17 protein-coding genes are annotated in these 17,817 nt (G+C 29.0%); 2 read left to right on the plus strand and 15 right to left on the minus strand.

Annotated features, from left to right (window positions below):
- The first annotated feature begins 89 nt into the window (after positions 1 to 89).
- The gene (locus BIV18_RS03385; protein WP_075659300.1) at positions 90 to 2,966 is read left to right on the plus strand and encodes a transglycosylase domain-containing protein; all 2,877 of its coding nucleotides are present in this window, start codon (positions 90 to 92) and stop codon (positions 2,964 to 2,966) included.
- A gap of 8 nt (positions 2,967 to 2,974) precedes the next feature.
- Complete coding sequence (locus BIV18_RS03390; protein WP_075659301.1) at positions 2,975 to 3,154, plus strand: hypothetical protein; 180 nt, start codon at positions 2,975 to 2,977, stop codon at positions 3,152 to 3,154.
- Between the two features lie 410 nt (positions 3,155 to 3,564).
- On the opposite strand, the gene BIV18_RS03395 is transcribed toward BIV18_RS03390, so the two are convergent.
- The 15 genes from BIV18_RS03395 to BIV18_RS03460 form a co-directional block, all read right to left on the minus strand.
- Entirely contained in the window at positions 3,565 to 4,077 is a 513-nt protein-coding gene (locus BIV18_RS03395) for a macro domain-containing protein (RefSeq protein ID WP_075659302.1), read from the minus strand.
- Between the two features lie 139 nt (positions 4,078 to 4,216).
- Positions 4,217 to 5,722 (minus strand): Na+/H+ antiporter NhaC family protein, encoded by a 1,506-nt coding sequence (locus tag BIV18_RS03400; RefSeq protein WP_075659303.1) that lies wholly within the window; start codon positions 5,720 to 5,722, stop codon positions 4,217 to 4,219.
- Positions 5,723 to 5,734: 12 nt separating this feature from the next.
- The gene (locus BIV18_RS03405; protein WP_075659304.1) at positions 5,735 to 6,445 is read right to left on the minus strand and encodes a beta/alpha barrel domain-containing protein; all 711 of its coding nucleotides are present in this window, start codon (positions 6,443 to 6,445) and stop codon (positions 5,735 to 5,737) included.
- 197 nt (positions 6,446 to 6,642) lie between these two features.
- Positions 6,643 to 6,885 (minus strand): DUF1294 domain-containing protein, encoded by a 243-nt coding sequence (locus BIV18_RS03410; protein ID WP_075659305.1) that lies wholly within the window; start codon positions 6,883 to 6,885, stop codon positions 6,643 to 6,645.
- A gap of 114 nt (positions 6,886 to 6,999) precedes the next feature.
- Positions 7,000 to 7,797 carry a putative hydro-lyase gene (locus BIV18_RS03415; protein ID WP_075659306.1) on the minus strand — a complete coding sequence of 266 codons (798 nt, stop codon included), beginning with the start codon at positions 7,795 to 7,797 and terminating at the stop codon, positions 7,000 to 7,002.
- Positions 7,794 to 8,738 (minus strand): 5-oxoprolinase subunit C family protein, encoded by a 945-nt coding sequence (locus BIV18_RS03420; RefSeq protein WP_075659307.1) that lies wholly within the window; start codon positions 8,736 to 8,738, stop codon positions 7,794 to 7,796. The genes BIV18_RS03415 and BIV18_RS03420 overlap by 4 nt, the downstream gene beginning before the upstream one ends.
- The gene (gene pxpB / locus BIV18_RS03425; RefSeq protein WP_075659308.1) at positions 8,731 to 9,477 is read right to left on the minus strand and encodes a 5-oxoprolinase subunit PxpB; all 747 of its coding nucleotides are present in this window, start codon (positions 9,475 to 9,477) and stop codon (positions 8,731 to 8,733) included. Before pxpB ends, BIV18_RS03420 begins: the two co-directional genes overlap by 8 nt.
- Before the next feature lie 14 nt (positions 9,478 to 9,491).
- The gene (locus BIV18_RS03430) at positions 9,492 to 10,697 is read right to left on the minus strand and encodes an NRAMP family divalent metal transporter (protein ID WP_075659309.1); all 1,206 of its coding nucleotides are present in this window, start codon (positions 10,695 to 10,697) and stop codon (positions 9,492 to 9,494) included.
- A gap of 10 nt (positions 10,698 to 10,707) precedes the next feature.
- Positions 10,708 to 11,481 carry a LamB/YcsF family protein gene (locus tag BIV18_RS03435; RefSeq protein ID WP_075659310.1) on the minus strand — a complete coding sequence of 258 codons (774 nt, stop codon included), beginning with the start codon at positions 11,479 to 11,481 and terminating at the stop codon, positions 10,708 to 10,710.
- A 571-nt stretch (positions 11,482 to 12,052) separates the two neighbouring features.
- Positions 12,053 to 13,831: an ABC transporter ATP-binding protein gene (locus tag BIV18_RS03440; RefSeq protein ID WP_328585303.1), complete on the minus strand. Its 1,779-nt coding sequence runs from the start codon at positions 13,829 to 13,831 to the stop codon at positions 12,053 to 12,055.
- 30 nt (positions 13,832 to 13,861) lie between these two features.
- Positions 13,862 to 15,070 (minus strand): lanthionine synthetase LanC family protein, encoded by a 1,209-nt coding sequence (locus BIV18_RS03445; RefSeq protein ID WP_075659312.1) that lies wholly within the window; start codon positions 15,068 to 15,070, stop codon positions 13,862 to 13,864.
- Between the two features lie 33 nt (positions 15,071 to 15,103).
- Positions 15,104 to 15,745: a CPBP family intramembrane glutamic endopeptidase gene (locus BIV18_RS03450; protein WP_235860775.1), complete on the minus strand. Its 642-nt coding sequence runs from the start codon at positions 15,743 to 15,745 to the stop codon at positions 15,104 to 15,106.
- A gap of 116 nt (positions 15,746 to 15,861) precedes the next feature.
- Positions 15,862 to 16,035 (minus strand): hypothetical protein, encoded by a 174-nt coding sequence (locus tag BIV18_RS10925; RefSeq protein WP_235860776.1) that lies wholly within the window; start codon positions 16,033 to 16,035, stop codon positions 15,862 to 15,864.
- A gap of 296 nt (positions 16,036 to 16,331) precedes the next feature.
- Positions 16,332 to 16,847, minus strand: coding sequence for a flavodoxin family protein (locus tag BIV18_RS03455; RefSeq protein WP_075659313.1), 516 nt, complete (start codon positions 16,845 to 16,847; stop codon positions 16,332 to 16,334).
- Between the two features lie 48 nt (positions 16,848 to 16,895).
- The gene (locus BIV18_RS03460) at positions 16,896 to 17,765 is read right to left on the minus strand and encodes a CPBP family intramembrane glutamic endopeptidase (RefSeq protein ID WP_075659314.1); all 870 of its coding nucleotides are present in this window, start codon (positions 17,763 to 17,765) and stop codon (positions 16,896 to 16,898) included.
- Positions 17,766 to 17,817 lie beyond the last annotated feature (52 nt).

Consider the following 17,817-nt stretch of genomic DNA (forward strand, 5'->3'; position numbering starts at 1 on the left):
TTATATTATACTACATAATGCTAAGATTAAAAAACTCCCATAATAGTATTTGGCTCGCTAAAATGATATAATTAAAAAAAGGAGTAATTATGAAAAATTTTGCAATCTTAAAATATAATTTTAAAACTTTAAATAAAACTCAAAAAATTAAAATTGCACTTCTAATCCTGCTTTTAGTTTTTGTTTTATTTATTTCACTTTTTTCAGCACTTATTGTTTCAATAATTTCAAAAACTCCTACCACAAATTTAAATAATTTGAGTTCTTCCTTTAATCAGAGCTCCTATATTTATTCTAAGGATGGAAATTTAATTGAAAAAATTGAATCACTTGAATATAGAACTCTCGTGGATATAGATGACATCCCCGACAATGTAAAGAATGCCTTTATAGCAATTGAAGACCACAGGTTTTATAAACACAAAGGTCTAGACCCAATTGGCATTGCATCTTCTATTGCCGCAAATATAAAGTCAAGGTCCCTTATGCGTGGTGGCTCTACTATTACACAACAACTCGTTCGTTCAGTTTATTTAACAAATCAAAAAACTCTTGGCAGAAAAATTCAAGAAGCTTATTTGTCCTTAAGAGTGGAAGATGTGCTAGATAAAAATGAAATTTTAGAAGCTTACTTAAATAGAATAAATTTAGGACAAGGCGCCTATGGCATTGAAGCCGCTGCGCAAACTTATTTTTCAAAGGATGCCGTTGATTTAAACATTGCTGAGGCTGCACTACTTGCTGGAATACCAAAGTCCCCAACTAATTATTCTCCCTTTAAATCTGTTCCAGAAGAATACTTAAAGGACGATTTTAAAGTAATTGGCACTAGAGAAATCGACGGAAAAGATCTCTACATGGTACTAAACGACGATGCCTTCAAAAGGCAAAAAATTGTCTTAATGAGAATGCACGATTTAAGTTATATTAATGATAAAGAATATGAACGTGCTAAAAATTATGACATTGTAAGTGCCCTTAACCCTCGAAATTTTAAAAATCACACAATGAGTACCTACTCCACTGACTACATAAAAAAGGAAGCTTCAAGGTACTTAGCTGATTTTTACAAGACAACATTAGAAGAAGGCGAGCATAAACTTTTCACTGGCGGTTACAAAGTTTATTCTACAATTGATGAAGACATTCAAAAAGATTTAGAAGATAAATACGAAAATTTTAAGAACTTTTTGCTCAACAGATCATCGAGTGGCGGCAGCAGAATGTTGAATTTAAGTTTCGACAGCGTAAATAATATTGTTTTTGGCGACGAAATTTTATATTTTGCAAAAAATAATATTTTAGATGAAAATTTTAATTTTATAATTCCAAAATCATCTTATAGCATCTCCTCTCATGGTGATTTAAAAATAAAGAGCCTTTATTTTAAAGAATTGGGCCAAAAAATCGACATAATTGATGCCTATGTTCTTGACGAAAATAAAATTTTAAACACTTATGATATCGGTGCTCTAAAAATCGAAGAAGGTTCTTGTGAACTAAAAAATAATTATTTGATTATCGATGGTTCTTACTTAAAGGCCTTTCCCGATTTTTATAAAATTGAAAATGACAATTTAATTATTTCAAATAAATATTTTAACTTCAATCCAAATCCTGTAATGCAACCTCAATCTGCAATGATTGTAGTGAACAACAAAAGTGGTTTTGTCGAGGGAATAATTGGCGGACTAGATGTTAGGACTAAAAACGCAAAAATTTTAAATCGTGCAACAGAATCTTACAGACAACCTGGCTCTGCTCTTACTCCTTTTAGCGTATACCTCCCTGCTCTTATAGATGGTAAAACTCTTGGAGATGTCTATGACGATGTGCCAACTACCTATGATGGATTGTTCTGGCCACATAATTATTACAATTCCTTTAAGGGCTTAATGACTCTTCGACTTGCAATGGAAAATTCTTCCAATGTTATAGCGGCAAAAGTTCTAGATGAAATTGGAAAAGACAAGGCTATTGATGTATTAAAAAAATTTGAAATTATAAAAGATAATGGCGATGACTACTTTATAAATCACAGCGAAAATAAAAAGAAACATGACGAGAATTTAGAATCCCTTGCCCTTGGAAATATGCAAGTTGGCATAACACTTTCTGATTTATCAAAAATGTATCAAACAATTTCAAATGACGGAATATACAAAGAAGAAACTGCCATTTTAAAAATAGAAGATCCAAGTGGCAATATAATCATTGACAATAGTAACAAGGAGAAAAGACTTTTTGACGAAAAGGCATCTCATCTTTTAAAGGATGTATTTATTTCAAATAAAAATAGAGGTAACGCAATTGGCGCTCACATTGGTTCGTCGGAAACTGGAGCATATCTTGGTCAAAACAAAACTAATTCAGATTATTTTGTAAATGGCTTTACAAATAGCCATACAATTTCCCTTTGGATTGGTGCAGACTCGCCAAAAATTTCCCTCTCATCTGACAAGTCTTCTGCAATAGAATTATTTAATAGAATGGTAAAAAATTTAGGCAAGGGCGAAACTTTTAAAGAAGATCCATCCTATATTGTTACACGATCTATTTCATCAAAGAGCGGAAAACTTGCCACAAAAATGAGTGACTATGCCAACGCATCTTATAGAGAAAAATTTATTTCTGGTACAGAACCAACAGAACAAGACAATTTATTTAAGAAGTATTTAATCTGCAAAGACTCAAATAAACTTGCAACACAATTTTGTCCAAGTGAGTCCGTGCTATATTCAGTTCGCTTTGAAAGAGAAAAACCTTATGATGCAAAGGCTCACTATGGAATTTATCCAGATGATTACATGACTGTTCCAAAAGAACACTGTGATGTCCACACTAGAGAATGGTACAATGAATTTGGAGAGAATGAGGACAATTCATCAAATGTAAAATCAAAAAAACAAGCTAAAGAAAAAGTAAAAAAATCTACAGATATAACAAAGAAAAGTAAGAAAAAATAGGAGCAAATATGAAAAATTTATCAAGTTTAATAAAATTAATAGTTTTTATAAAATTAATAAAGCCAAAAAGAAGGAAGAGAAGAAAGCTAAAATTAATACCCCTCTTAAACCCAAAGAGAGCAGGAAAAGTTGCCTACCATGCGAGCAAAATACGAATGAGAAACGAAATAAAAAGATTGTTCTACTAAAATAAAAGATAGCTTGTCACAATGACGGCTATCTTTTATTTTGCCTTTAATTTTAAAGGATCTTATTCATAAGGCTCTTAATATGCTAAAATAAAACTTCTAATATAATAATGTGTTTGTAACCTTTCAAAATATAATTAATTAATAATATAGCAAAAGATATTAATAAAATTATATTTCTTATGTATGCAAAATCTCTCGTCTTAAAATATATAAGCTTTAGTAAAATAAAAATGCAGAGTTTATATACATCTCAAAAATAATACAAAATATTTTTATTTAACCTTCCAAAAAATTAATAAAAGTAATTTATAATAATTTTATTTTAAAACTCCATCAATTCTTTTCCAGTCTACATCTTCACATATACAATAAATTTACTATCTTTTAAATCACAAAAGCTAATCAATTTATTTTTCTAACCACTCTTTATTTTTCTTTTTTAAAACTTTTAAAACATTGTCATTGAGTACTGAAATGGAAACGTCTAAATCATGATTTTTCAAAAAATCCCTTATTGTAAATACTGCGACTTCTGCTGCTTCATCTAATGGATATCCATAAACTCCTGATGATAAAAGTGGAAATACTACACTCTCTAAATTCTTTTCCACAGCAAGCTCAAGTGCAGATCTATATGCAGCTTCAAGAATTTTCCTTTCATTTTGGTTTCCATCAAAATAAATTGGTCCAACAGCGTGAATAATATATTTTGCCTTTAAATTATAACCCTTTGTAATCACAGATTCACCAGGGTTTATAGGCGCAAGTTTATTGCATTCTTTTTCTAATTCTTCATCCCTTGCCTTTGCAAATATTTGTCCACATACTCCACCGCCTCTTTTAAGTTCTTTATTTGCTGCATTTACTATTGCGTCAACTTCGTAATCTAAAATATTTTTCTTTTCAATTTGAAAGCTCATAATGCACCCCTTGTATTTCTTATTTAAAATATATACCACATTAAAGAAATTTTTAAAGGATAAAATAAAAATTTTTCACAAAAATTAAGCCTTTATAAAACTAAATAAAAAAGACTAACTTCCCAGTTAGCCCTAAAAATTAATTTTCATTTTTTAAATATTTTTTTATCGTCATTTTTCTCAATACAAATACAATCACTGCAAGAACTAAAATTCCCATTGGAAGTGTAAGTGCTGGCTTTCCTATTATTCCTGATATTAAAAAGGCAAGTGCTGAGGATACACCAACGCTAATTGCGTAAGGTAATTGACTTGATACATGGGCGATGTGATCGCAACCCGCTCCTGCTGAGGACAAAATTGTTGTATCCGATATTGGCGAACAGTGATCTCCAAATACTGAACCAGAGAAAATTGCCGCAAGTACAATTGTCAAATAGTGCATGTGATTTGTGTGCATCAAAATTGGCACCATTATTGGAATTAAAATTCCAAAAGTTCCCCATGCTGTTCCTGTTGAAAATGATAAAAATGCTCCCACTACAAAAATTATTGCAGGCAAAAGCCACATAGGCATAGTTGAATTAGAAATAAGCGATGCTATATAAGATCCAGTATTTAAAAATTCATCACTTGTGATTCCTCCAATAGTCCATGCAAGAGAAAGAATTACTATTGCAGAAACCATTGTCTTCATTCCATCTACTATTGCCTTCATAAATTCTTCAAATTTTAAAAGTTTCCTTGGAATATATAGTAAAAAAGAAATTACTATTGCAAAAAAAGCTCCTATTACAAGAGACAAATTTACATTTGCATCTCCAAAGGCAGCTGCCGCTCCTACCCCATCAGTGAAAAATCCGCCAGTCTTTAGCATCATCATTATAGTTACAAAAATCAAAACTAAAATTGGAACCACAAGATCGTAAACTTTTCCATTTTTTGAATATTTATATCCAACATCTTCATTTTCAACAAGTCTTGATGTATCGTTAAGTTCATATTTTTCCATCACTCCAATTTCTATATCAGATGTGCAAAAATATAAAATTAAAAGAAGTGTAAGTATTGGATATACATTCATAGGGATTGTGCTAAGAAATACGCTCATGGGATTTTTTACTCCAGTATCTCCTATTACTGCAACAACAGATGCTGCCCAAGATGAAACTGGTGCAAGTATACATACAGGTGCTGCAGTCGAGTCAATAATATGTGCAAGTTTTGCCCTTGACACTTTATTTTCATCAATAATTGGTTTCATTACTGCGCCAACTGTTAGGCAGTTAAAATAATCATCGATAAAAATTAAAATTCCAAGAAAAGATGTTGCAAGCTTTGCCATTTTCTTGCTTTTAATTTTTTTACTAGCCCACTTACCATAGGCAAAGGATCCACCTGCCATGTTCATTACCATTACAAGGGATCCAAGCATAGCCAAAAAAACTAACATAAGCGCATTGTCGCCTAACTTTGTCCCCATTAAATCAAAAACTGTTTCTAAGGCGGCAACAATATTTCCACCAGTGTAGATAAGTCCTCCAGATAAAATTCCAATTAATAAAGAAGTGATTACTTCTTTAGTTATAAGTGCCAAAGCAATGGCAACTATTGGAGGAACTATCGATAAAATTCCAAATTCCATTTTTTCTCCTTATTATTGCTCCTTCTCTTTCATGTTAAGTCTATATTTTTCCATGACTTCTGAGAAAATTTCAGCACTCGACATAGGCGTGTAGGTTATTGCATTTGCACCTGCATCTATGGTTTCAAGAATATGCTCATCAGTGTGACCACCTGTTGCAATAATTGGAAACTCATCTCCAACTATCTGCCTTGTATACTTTACTAGTTCTGCAGTTTTTTTGCCACCTGCAATATTTAAAATTCTAGCTCCTGCATCTACTTTTCCCTTAATGTCGTCATATTCAGTAATAACAGTTGCTATGACAGCAATGTCTAACGCCCTTGAAATTACCTTTATATTATCATTGGACATAGGCGCATTAACTACTACTCCAGCTGCACCCATAAGTTCTGCCTGCAATCCAATATTCACTACTCTTAATCCAGATGTTGTTCCGCCACCTATACCAACAAATACTGGAACTGATGCAACTTCCATTATAGCAGATACTATTTTAAGTTGTGGAGTAAAGGGATACACAGACATAATTGCTTGAGCATTGTTGTTAACAATAATAGGGATATCATTAGTAAAAATGAGCGATTTTATTCTCTTTCCCATAAAATTTATTCCACTAGCCCTATAAGTTACTTCAGGAACAGATACTTGTCTTCTCCTAAGTTCTGTCTCAATACTTGGGACAAATTTCTTTTTCTTTTCAGAATTATCAAAATTTTCCATAATTCCTCCTTAATATAATATTATTATTTACATTTATTTAATAAAAAATTGCTTATAAAGTCAATTCAAATTTTATTAATTTATAAAAATAATTAGTATGCCTATACTTTCTTTAATATAAAATATTTTAATGGTATTATATAATGAACATATTTGTTGAGAGCTGCAAAAAAGATGCTCCTTAAAAAGGGTACAACCTATTTTATTAAATAAATTGTTAAAAAAATTCCAATAATATTTGCTATATAAAATTTTCTCTCGCGAGTTTTGTGATTAAAAATTTCCATCCCAAGAAAACCTCCAACTCCTGCAAAAATTGAAAGAGTTAACAAAGTTTTTTCTCTAATCCTCCACGAATTATTTTTCGCCCTGAACTTATCTACTCCATAGAGAATAAAATTTATAATATTGGCAAAAATTATTAAACGATTAATTTCCATCTTATCATCCCTGTATAATATTTGAGAATTATAACATAAAAAAGAAGTTATTTGTCTAAAATTTTATTTAATTTTCATCAATAAAAATCTGCCAAGTTTTCCTGGCAGAATTTTTTAAAATACTGAAACGTAAGCATCCTTTTTATCTAAGATTAACATATGCCCTGGAGCGTGAGTAATCATAATTTCTGGTTTAGATGCCATTGCAACTGCTTGAGGTGTTACTCCACAAGCCCAAAATACTGGCACTTCCCCTTCTTTAATTATACTTTTTTCACCAAAGTCCGGCTTGTCAATATCTTTTATTCCAATAATAGAAGGATCTCCAATGTGAATAGGTGCACCATGAGTTGCTGGGAATCTTGCTGTAACAGTTGTAGCTCTAACAATATCCTTGTAAGGAATTGGTCTCATAGATACAACTGTATTTCCGTGAAAAATTCCTGCAGGCAAAGTGGCAATATTTGTAATATACATTGGAACATTATGCTCGTCCTCAATATGTCTTACAGGTACATCTGCTTCTAGCATCGCCTTTTCAAAAGAGAAAGAGCATCCAATTACAAAAGTAACGAAATCATCTCGCCACAAATCCTTTAAATCTTTGACTTCTTTGACGTATTCTCCATCTTTATAAATCCTATATCTCGGGATATCAGTCCTAATGTCTGCCCCATCAGCCATAATTTTTGTAATGGGACTTCCTTCATCTAGTACTTCAAGAATTGGGCATGGCTTAGGATTTCTCTGTGCAAAAAGTAAAAAGTCATAGGCGTATTTTTTTGGGAGTATTGCGAGGTTAGCTTGCAAATATCCTTCACTTATTCCAGAAGTTGGAAGATCAACTTCACCCTTTCTTATGAGTTCTCTTACCTTCTTTGGATGCATCTTTGCAAGTTCACTTAATTTCATATTATTGACTCCTTCTTTATTACATCAAATTTATTTTTGTAATCAACAGTTAATTTTTGAGCTTCCTCAATTGTAACTTGTTGGAAAAGAACTTTGTCCAAGAAAGCCATTTGTGCAAGCTTGTAAAGATCTGGTGTAATCACATTTCCAATTTTTGTGTATCCGCCAGTAGTTTGTCTGTCCGCTAAAAGTATAATTGGTTGCCCATTTGCTGGCACTTGAATTGAACCAAAAGTTGTTCCGTCAGAAATAATATCTGCAGTTTCTTTATGTTCAATTTCTTCTCCCTTTAGTCTAATTCCCATTCTGTCAAAATCTTTAGTAACTTGATATCCACCTGATCTAAATAAATCGTGAATACCCTTTTCTGTGAAATAATCATCTTGAGGCCCAAGTACAACTCTTAAAATATTACAGTGAGAAAACTTTGGAAGATACTTTTCAGGAATCCTCCTCATAGTTTTTTCCTTAGACTTTTTAATATTAAGTTGGTCCTTAGGTTTTAAAGCTCTACCATTTAACCCTCCCATTTTTGTCTTTATATGAGTTGATTTAGACCCATTTACAACAGGTACATCAATTGAACCACCAAAGGCAATATAAGATCTTATTCCCTCATCAACTCTTCCAAATTGGAGAGTTTCTCCTGCTTTGACTTTTATAGTTTCAAACATTGGAACAGCTTTGCCATTTATCTTTGGACTCATATTAGAACCTGTTATTGCAATTGTTATTTCTTCATTAAATTTCAAAGTTGGCCCAAAATAAGTCATTTCAAGCACAGCTTCATCAAGCTTATTTCCAACTAATATATTTGAAAGTTTATAGTTATAATCGTCCATGACACCCGATGTAGGAATACCTAATTCTTGATAGCCATATCTACCACTATCTTGAATTGTCGTAAGAATTCCACCATTTATTACATCGATACTACTCATGAAGATCACCTCTCTTTACTTTCTTAATGGAAATTTTGTAAGAATCCTTTTCAACTTCTTTTTCTATTTCGTCATATTCTTCTTTAGTAATAGGTACATATCTAATATAGTCGCCTGCTTGAATGAAAACCGGCGGCTCTTTAGTGTCGTCATAAAGCTTAAGTGGTGTTCTTCCGATTAATTGCCATCCTCCCGGTGATTCTAGTGGATACATTCCCGTTTGATTTGCTGCAATACCTACAGAACCTGCTTCGATCTTAAGCCTTGGACTTTTAAGTCTTGGAGTGACAATTCTTTCATCAAGTCCACCTAAATAAGTGAAACCTGGCATAAAGCCCATCATATAAACTAAATAATCCGTACCCGAATGAATTTTTATAACTTCATCTACGCTAAGATTTGCGTTTTCAGCTACAAATTCAATATCCGGTCCATATTCTCTACCATAAAGAGTAGGGATCTCAATAAGTCTAACTTCGTCACTCTTGTTGTCTTTGTTTGACTTGTTAAGTCCCTTTAAAATCTCAACCATTTCGCCATAAGAAATTTTTACAGGATCGTAATTAATTAAAATAGATCTGTAAGTTGGCAAAATGTCTAAAATACCATCTATTTTTTTCTCTTTTAAATTTTCAACAACTGCGGAAATCTTTGCATTGATTTTCTTTTCAATTGTGTTGCCAAATTCCATGACAATGGCGGAATCGCCAGCCGTTAAAAACTTTATTTTATCATACATTTTTTACTCCTAACTTATCCTAATAGTTTGCCAACATTTGCTATTACAGTTTGAATTCCCATAAATGCAGTAACTGCAACTACTATCCATCCAAGGATAAAAAGTATATTTGAGTGTATATAATCTCCAACAATTTTTTTGTTTTTAGATGCAAACAAAATTACTGCAAGAGTTATTGGAAGAATGAAGCCATTTAAAGTTCCAACTAATACTAATAGAGTTTGAGGTTGTCCTATAAAGATAAACATAATTGTAGATAATACTATAAAAGCAATTGTAACCATGTTTTCGTGATCAGCTACAAATTTAAATAATGTTTTTAAAAATGATACTGATGTATAAGCTGCACCCACTACTGAAGTAAAAGCTGCTGCCGCAAATACGAAACCAAAAATCTTATATCCAACTACACCAGAAGCTGCTAAGAATGAAGAAGCTGCAATATTATCAGGATCTATCTCTGCTCCTTGCATTTTTGTAACTCCAAGAATTGCTAAAAATAGTAAAACTCTTACGATAAAAGCAACACCAATACCAAGTGATGCAGATTTCGTTACTTGCGAAAGATTTTCTTCGCCAGTAATTCCAGCATCAATAAGTCTATGTCCACCTGAGAATATAATGTATCCACCAACAGTTCCACCGATTAATGTAAGAGTGGGTTGTAAAATACTATTAAATCCACCTGCAGGTTCAACAGCAGATTTTAGAGCTTCGCCAACTGGTGGTTGTGTCTTAATTGCTACATAGGCAATTAGGATAATCATAAGTGCCCCGAGAATTTGTGTAACTTTATCCATAAGTGAACTTGCAGATTTAGAAGAGAAAAGAATAATTCCAATTACTCCACCTATTGCTGCCCCAATTTTTACATCAATTCCAAAAATTACATTAAGTCCAAGTCCTGCTCCACCAACATTACCAATGTTAAATGCCAAACCACCAATTGCAACTAAAAATGCAATTACATATCCAAGTCCTGGGAGTACATTATTTGCAATGTCCTGGCCTCTCATTTTTGATACTGCAATAACTCTCCACACATTAAGTTGTGCAATGTATGAAAAGATAATTGAAATTAGAATTACTGCTGCAAAATCTGCTCCAATTTTTGTAGTAAAGGTAGCAGTTTGTGTCATAAACCCTGGTCCAATAGCAGATGTTGCCATTAAAAAGGCTGCTCCTAAAAGAACAGATAAATTATTTTTATTTTTTTCCATATATTCCTCCTTATTTTAGGAAACTAGATAAAGATTTAATTTCAATACCTTCAGCTTTTAATCCCTCTCTAATGTTTTTTACAAATTCGAGAGCTTCTGGGTTATCGCCGTGAACACAAATTGAATCTGCAACTATGTCAATTTCCTTGCCATTAGCAGTTGTAACTTTGTTTTCTTTAATCATTTTTACAACCCTTGGAATTGCCTCCTTAGGATCTTTGACAAAAGCACCTGGAAGCGATCTATTTACTAGAGTTCCATCTTCGTTATATCCTCTGTCTGCAAAAACTTCTTGAGCTACTTTAAGTCCTCTTCTTTTGCCTTCTTTAGCTATGTAAGATCCACTTAATACCATAAGGATTAAATCTTTATCGTATTCTTCAATAGCATCTAAAACTGCATTTGCAAGCTTTTCATCGTTACAAGCAGTGTTGTAAAATGCTCCGTGAAGTTTCATGTGTTGAAGCTTTTTGCCATGTGCCTTTGCAAAAGCAGTAAGTGCTCCAACTTGATAAAGCATGTATGCTCTAGCTTCTTCTGGTTTAACGTCTATTTTTCTTCTGCCAAATCCCATTAAATCAGGATATCCTGGATGAGCCCCAATTTCTACTCCATTTTCCGCAGCTGCCTTGCAAGTTGCATCCATAATTAGTGGATCACCTGCGTGATAACCACAAGCACAGTTAATACTAGTTACATATTTTACAATTTCTGAATCCATACCTAATTTATAGGCACCAAAGGATTCACCAATATCGCTGTTTAAATCTACAAAGTATTGCATTAATTTCCTCCTTCTTTCTAAACAAACAATAGCAATAACTTAATATAATTATAATAAAAAGCAGCATAATATGCAAACATTATCAAAGCTACTTTAACCTCTCTTCATTAGTATTTTGTACAAAAAAACTCTATAAAATCTGTTTGGGAGTAAAATCTCTAAAAGATATTTTTATGTGAAAAATATTGCACTTATACTCACCAAGTCCTAAACTTTAAATAAAAAAACGGTCTAAGATGCATATAAGTGCAAAGAAATAATAATATAAATCTTTTTGCTTTTAAAGATGTACTTGTAAATAAGATAAAAGAAAATGATAAATTTGTCACTTAAAAGAAATTGTTCTAGTATGAGAAATTTTCAAAAATTTAGAAAAAGGATAATGCTTTCTTGTAAATGATTTTTATAGTAAAAAGAGACCCTATATTATCGAGTCTCCCCAAAATTTGACATAAAGCCAAAATTAATTTAGTTTTATTATGGGAAGGGTTAAAAATAGCGAATTATAGCAGCATAAATTTATTCACAAAATATTGATTTTATGACTCCTATGATAAAGCAAACCTTATTTTTATAATTTAATTAGTTTTTTATAGATATTTCCACTTTTAATTAACTCTTCATGACTTCCTCGTTCAACTATTTCTCCATTTTGTAATACTATTATTTTATCTACAATATTCACAATATTTAAAAATCTATGAGCGATAATTATACCAATTTTATTTTCTAAGATATCTTTATATAAATTTGAAATTTCTTTTTCTGTAATAGCATCCATTGCAGCATTTGGTTCGTCTAAAATATACATACTACTGTTTTTGGCAAAGGCTCTGGCAAGAGCAACTTTTTGCCACTGCCGCATAGATAGGTTAATTCCATCGTCAAACCACATTCCTAATTGAGTATCTAGTTTTTTATCATAAGAATTGATCAAATCTAAAAAATTAAATTTATTTGCTATGTTTTTTATTTTTTCATCTTCATTCATAATATCTAGATTACTATAAGATATATTTTCTCTAAAGCTTGCCTCATATTTAACAAAATCTTGAAATAGAGTTGAAATTTCTTTTAGCAAAGATTCTTTATCAATATCCCTAACTTCAATGCCGTTAATTAATATATTTCCCTCATAATTTCTATAAAATCCCATAATTAATTTTATTAAAGTTGTCTTTCCACTTCCATTCATTCCTAAAATCGCAATTTTTTCATTCTTACCTATATGTAAATTAATATTTCTAAGTACATATTCTCTTGAAGAAGTATATTTGTAATATAAATTTTTTATTTCTATTTCTTTTATTTTATCTATTTTTATCTTATTAGAAACGTCCTCTTCTTTCAAATCAAAAAACTCAAATAATTGACCTATAAATAAACTTTGATTGACCATATTTGATAGTCCTAAAAGAACCGAAGTTATATTAGATTTAGAATTTGAAATGGCCCTAATATAAGTAATAACATCTCCAATTAAAATGTGACCAAGAAATCCCAATGAAATTGTGAAATAAAAAATAAATCCATCTACTAGTGTTTCAACTATACTAATTAAGCTTGACCATTTTATTTGAGTTTTATTTATATCTAAATCTTCCTTATTAAATCTTTTAATAAGGTTTTTATATTTATTTATAAAATAAGAAAAAAGATTATATGTTTTAAGTTCTTTATAAAAATTTCCATAAGACAATAAATATGTTAAATACCAACTTTTTCTACTATCATTTGTCCTCCCTTTTATTATCTCAAATCTTTTTAAATTAAACTTATTATTTATAAAATACTTAAATATGGGAATAATCATAATAACTACTACAAGCCAAACTCTAAAATTTATTAAAATAAAAATATAAGAAGAAAGAGTAATCAGCTGAGTTATTACAGACATAAAATCACCATAATAAGACAAAAGATTATTTCCTCCTTGATTCTGTGCCCTATTCATTATGTCATAGGTCTTTGAATTTTCATAATCAGATAGAGATAATCTAGATGCCTTTAAATATATTTTTTCAGAAAAATATAAATTAAATTTCATGGTATATTTAGTATTATAGTACCCTAGAATGCTTGAATATATCGAGTTAAATAAGTCTATAGAAATATAAATTATAATATAAAAAATTATATTATTTAAGTTTTTTTCTACTTGAACTCCATTTATAATCTTCTGCATAATTACAAGAGAAATGGGAGAAATAATACCATTTATTATAGTAGATAGTATAGATATGAAAATATATTTATTATCTATTACCCTTATATTATGAACAATCCAAATTATATTTTTAAATATATTTTTATCATATTTTTTTCTTTCATTTTTAGTCCTAATATTTATCCTAGTTAAAAATTAAATAAACTAATCTTTTTAATCTATCATTATCAATTTTCCAAAATTGGAAATATAATTCATACTATTGTTGAGAGTTAAGTATACTCCAGTAAATCCTTGCAAGAAACTAATATCGCCAAAATATATATCATCTATATAAGAATTAAGCCCTTTTTTAGTTATTTCATTTATGATTAGCTCAATAAACTTATCTTTTATATCTAATTTTTCTTGTAAATATAATTTCCTAAAATATTTATCTGAAAAAGAATAATCAATTATTGATATTACAGAAGAATATCCATGGCACAAATTAGAAATGTTCAAGTTTAAGTCATCTTTACATAAAAGATTTATAAGTTCTCTTATGTAAAAATTTTTTTCTTCTTCATATCCTAAATATGAATAAGTTTTTATTAAGCCTCTTAAAATTCCCAAGTTACCATTACACCAACTCGACTTATAATTTTCTAAATCTAATTTATATTTTTTGTTGTATAAATCATCAAGATTTAATTTTACAGGCCAATAAAGTACATTATTTATTTTCCTACAAAAATTTTTGTAATAAGCTAATATTTTTTCTATAGCATTGTCTAAATCTTTAATATTATATCCTTTGCTTTTTGCTTTTGCTAACACTATAGCAATTGAAATAATTCCGTGGGCCATTCCAAAATTTAAATGTCCATGTGGAAAATTTATAGTTTCTAAATCATTTTTTTGCATTTCTCTTTTTATAAAAAATTTATTATCTTCAATTGTTATTGATACTAAATATTTAATTATATTTTCTATTCCTTTTTGTTCAAAATTATTATCTAGAAAATAGTACAAATCTCCTGATAATCCACCTGTAATATCATAAAAATTATAATGAATGCTTTTATATCCTTCATAATTTTTAAGTAAGTTCAGTGTGATTTTAAAAAATAAATTATCAACACTTTTTGAAAAATCTTTTAATAATCCTGTTATAATCGAAAATTCTTTCAACACAAAAGCAAATTGTCCTAATCCTCCAATCATACCACAATTATATATTATATTTCCTTTATTGAATTCATCTCTTATATCCTTATAATAATCATAAACTTTCCTTATATAAATTTCATTATAATTATTCAATAATAATTGATTTATTATCATAATATCATTTGAATCTATTATTTTATCTCTATTTATAAAATAATTTGACATTCTATCATTAATATTAGTAATCTTTTGCTCATAATTCTTAATCATAATAGGCACCCTTATTTTAATTCAAGTTAAAATTCAATTATACTTTTTATTTAATAAAAATGGAGTATATACAAGTATAGCTGTTATTACAGATACAAGTAAAAATTCTTTTGTAAAAATAAAATCTTGATTGTAATCTGCACTCGTTACATTAGTCATAAACATATTGTGCAAAAGATGAATGAAAGTTACCGCAAGAACACTTCTACTCTCCATATAAATGAGTCCAAGCACTATCCCAATAGTAATGCAAAATACAGTAATATCTATACCTGCATAAAGGCCTTCTATTCCAGAATAAAATACAAAAAAATACAAGGGCAAATGAGATAAGCCCCACATAATGCCAGTTAATAAAACTCCTATTCTATTACCATACAATGATTGAAATCTTGTCTGTAAAAAATATCTCCAACCATATTCTTCACCCATAGTAAATATTAAATTAATGATTGTGCTAAATAATCCTATGGTAAATGTACCTATTACTCTCGTTAAAAGATCAGTAACATCTACATCTGATTGAAAGTAAAAATTTAATATTCCCATTCTAAATGTATCTATTAAAATTACAACAAAAGCCCATTTAAGAAATAAAGCAAAATTAAATTTTCCTCTTAATCTTTTATCATCTATAGTTAATACATAAAGACTAATTAGCCAACCTAAATACACGACATAATCAATCTTATTTAAAACTTTTTCTGAAAAGAATGATAATATGTAAAAAAATATAAATATTATGAAGTATAAAGAATATATCAAGTTGAATTTATCCTTAAATAAATCTTTTAACTTAAAATCTTTTCTAATAATATAGCAATAAAAGCAGGAACTAAACTCGTAATAAGGGTTATAACCCCTGTATTATCTACTTTATAAAAATATTTACATGTAATTCCCAGTAAAAAATCTAGAAAAAAAACTATAAATAAGAAGTATTTTGTTTCTTTTTCTATACTCATATTAACCCTCCCTCTTTTACCATTTTTTAACTCATTGATTTATTTATACTCATGAAATATCTTATAATTAACAAAATCACTACCACTTTAAAGAATATAAATTGTTTTAAAATGGTAGTGTACATAAATATACGAAAAATGTAATCTTTATACCTTTATATTTTTTTTATTGAGAATTTAATCTATCTAGCAAATCTTATAATCTACAAAAATTAATTATGTGTAGACAAATTAATATGTGTTTATATAAAATTTAAATCATAATTAATATGTTTACTTTTTAAACTTATAAATTTTTATTTTGTAATCAATTTTTTTGATACTTCTAGTATAAAATCACTAACATTGTTATCAACTTTTCTATAAATATAGTTATCTAAATTTTTAATTCTCATTGATGTTTGTACTTGTTTTAAATACTCTGATACTTTTTGACCTCCTGTTTCAGATGTAGAAGTTATAGTAAATCCTAATTTTCCACCTAATTCTAAAGTGTGGCAATATAGTACACATCGACCTATTAGATTTTTCATTAACCCTGAAACAGACAAAACATAAACTGATGAGTACAATATTATTATATCTGCTGATTTTAATGTGTTTTTTATAAATGATAAATCATCTACTGAATCTAATGGGCATAATCCTGTGTTAAAACACGAACCACATCCAAGACAAAACCGTGTGTTTAAATTCTTTAAATCTAAAATTTCGTATGTATAATTATGCCCTAACGATTTTACTATATTTAAAATTATTTGTGCTCCAATTGATTTATCGTAATTACTTCCAATTACACAAACTATATGCATAATACCTCCTTTATATATTAATAAACTAATTGTAAATACTTTTTGTATTTAAATAAAAAATCTAAAAAACAGTACCATATTAAGTGGAAAAGTTTTTATAAGTTCAGGTAAATATTTAATCTGTTGCAATACCTTTTTTAGAAGTTCTTTTTCTTTTTGTCTAAAAGAATAAATATAATTACCTTTTAGTAGCAATTGTACAAGCATTAAAACAACTCCCAATAATAAACTTATAAATCCAGTAGTGTTATTTAATCCGTCTAATTCTACATTGGTTGCCATAAAAAAATTCTGTAAAAATACTACAATTCTTAATGATAATGTTGAGTTCAAAAAATAGTGAATTATGACGGTATATGTAATGTTTTCTGTCATTATGTAAACAATTCCTAATACTATTCCAAATAAAAAACCTGATTTATATTTTCCATAATGAAAGAATCCAAAAACTATTGCCATAAATAATATCCCATAGTCATTACAAACGTTCATTAATTTTGTTTGTATTAAATACCTAAAAATATATTCTTCAAATAAAACAAATAATATCATCATAATAATTAAATACAAATCAATAAATTCACTTGTTTCATTATTCGATTCTTGTAAAAAATTTAAATTTGTTGTTAAAATAATAATCCCTTGATAAATAAAAACATATTTGAAAAATAATATTAATTCTTTAATTTTTATATTTTTCATTCCTTTGATCAAATCTTTAAAAAAATCTGCAACATGAATGCCAAATAAACAACTAAATCCAATAAATATAGAAATAGGATTTAGAAGTGACCTAAATACTAAAAAAGAATCCGATGCCTCTTTAAACTTAATCGATGATAGAAAAATAAATATTATAAAAGAAACTATCATTGCCATTCCAATTTTCTCTAAAATTTTCTTTCCTTCTGCTTTCATTGTACCCCTCAATTATTTAATAAATTTTTTTATTATTCAAATTAATTTATTT

Origin of the sequence: Peptoniphilus grossensis, from assembly GCF_001940285.1 — a bacterium.
Taxonomy (GTDB): Bacteria; Bacillota; Clostridia; order Tissierellales; family Peptoniphilaceae; genus Peptoniphilus_A; species Peptoniphilus_A faecalis.